This window comes from Bacillus sp. JJ1533, assembly GCF_036965045.1.
Classification (GTDB): Bacteria; Bacillota; Bacilli; order Bacillales; family Bacillaceae_L; genus Ferdinandcohnia.
This window is the reverse complement of sequence record NZ_JBALOV010000008.1, coordinates 1-1662: the sequence shown is the minus strand read 5'-3', so window position 1 is coordinate 1662 and position 1662 is coordinate 1. Positions and strand designations below refer to the sequence as shown.

Annotated in this window: 3 protein-coding genes; all 3 read left to right on the top strand. The window is 31.9% G+C overall.

What is annotated here, in order from left to right; all coding sequences use genetic code 11:
* The first annotated feature begins 95 nt into the window (after positions 1-95).
* The 3 genes from V7138_RS05710 (at position 96) to V7138_RS05700 (ending at position 1564) form a co-directional block, all read left to right on the top strand.
* Positions 96-548 (top strand): hypothetical protein, encoded by a 453-nt coding sequence (locus tag V7138_RS05710; RefSeq protein ID WP_335394863.1) that lies wholly within the window; start codon positions 96-98, stop codon positions 546-548.
* A 154-nt stretch (positions 549-702) separates the two neighbouring features.
* A complete protein-coding gene (locus V7138_RS05705; RefSeq protein ID WP_335394861.1) occupies positions 703-1089 on the top strand; it encodes an ACT domain-containing protein in 387 nt (128 codons plus the stop codon).
* 145 nt (positions 1090-1234) lie between these two features.
* Entirely contained in the window at positions 1235-1564 is a 330-nt protein-coding gene (locus tag V7138_RS05700) for an HIT domain-containing protein (protein ID WP_335394860.1), read from the top strand.
* Positions 1565-1662: the final 98 nt, after the last annotated feature.

Sequence of the window (1662 nt, the reverse complement as noted above, 5' to 3'; positions counted from 1 at the left end):
AAGTTTGACCCATCAATTTGGTTGGCGTATGATTTAGCAAAATTTTTCAATATGTCAATTGAGGAAATATTTGATTTTGAGGAGAGTGAGAGAAAGTGAGTTTGTTAAAACAACCAATCATAAATATAATCTTTATTGGATTTATGTCAGTCATTTATTCGTTTATTTTTATTTTTACAGCTGGTCATATGGAATTTGTTAGTATCCTTTCACCCGGAGAGACTCTTAATTCTGCTTTTTGGAATGGGTGGTCTGACTTTCTTAGAACTGGAAATATGAGGTTCATTGGATACCTAATAATTGGTTTAACCATTGCCATAATAGTGCTTATTTTGATTAAGAGAACAAAAAAATACGATGAATATCAAGTGAGTATTTTATCCAAAAGTCTATTAGTTGCTGGTACTTTATCTATTTTAATGATTCCATTTATGATGATTTTGCTTTTGAGTGATTCAAACTATGCTGTGGAAACAATCTTCCTATTTGCATCCCTACAATGGGTAAGTGTTTTAGTTTCGTATTTGATTTATGTTATTAAGTTTTAGTTTGTGAAAAAATGTACTTAAAGTAACGGGTGCGTTGATCCAAGAAGAATTACGCACCTTTTTTTTGTAGTTATTTAACTACCGGGGCAGGTTGGTGAAATAACAGTTTGAGAGAATAAATGTTAAAATAACTTCTAAAAGGAGTGCTGAAAATATGAAATTAAAAATTTTAGATTCAAATTTTGCCGTTGTGAAATTTCCTCCAACTGAAACAATACCATTGTGGGCATTAAACTCCGATTTATTTTCTATTACACGAACAGATGAAGAACTGTCTATCGTGTGTCCCTCTGAATGTTTACCGATGAATGAAGCATTTAAAGATGTGGAAAACGATTGGAAGTGTATAAAAGTAGAGGGAGTTTTAGACTTTAGCTTAACTGGAATATTATCTTCATTAGCGAATCCATTAGCCGAAAATAATATTAGTATCTTTGCTATTTCAACCTTTAATACCGATTACCTACTTGTTAAAAGTCATTCAATTGAAAATGCAGTAGTTGTGTTAGAGAATGAAGGTCACATTTTTGGCGATATTTAAAACAGCTTATTGTACTAACGGGTGCGATGATCCAAGAAGGATTATCGCATATTTTTGTTGAAGTTATTAAGCTAACGGTGCAGTTTAGTTGAACTAGGGAATAGAATAAATTAATAGTAAAAATAGAATTTTTAGGGAGGGCATTATGACTGAAGATTTTTATTGTGATGAAGTATTAAGTGGTAAAACCCAAGTAAATAAAGTGTTGGAGACAGAAAATGTATTAGCCTATTATCATACAAGACCTTTTTATCCAGTTCATATTGTTGCAATACCAAAGAAACATATACCTTCTTTAATTACCTTAGAAGAAAGTGATAACGAATTATTAATTGAATTACTGGAAGTAATAAAGAAGGTTGCTACTATGGTTACTGAAGAAAACGGTGCTTGTAGAGTTATTACCAACTTAGGGGATTATCAGGACTCAAAACATCTCCATTGGCATATAGTATCAGGAAAACCATTTGGATAGTTATTAAGTTAAAGGGCAGCGATGATCCAAGAAGGATTATCGCTTCTTTTTGTTGAAGTTATTAAGCTAACGGAGCAGAATAGCATTCCTGTAGATCG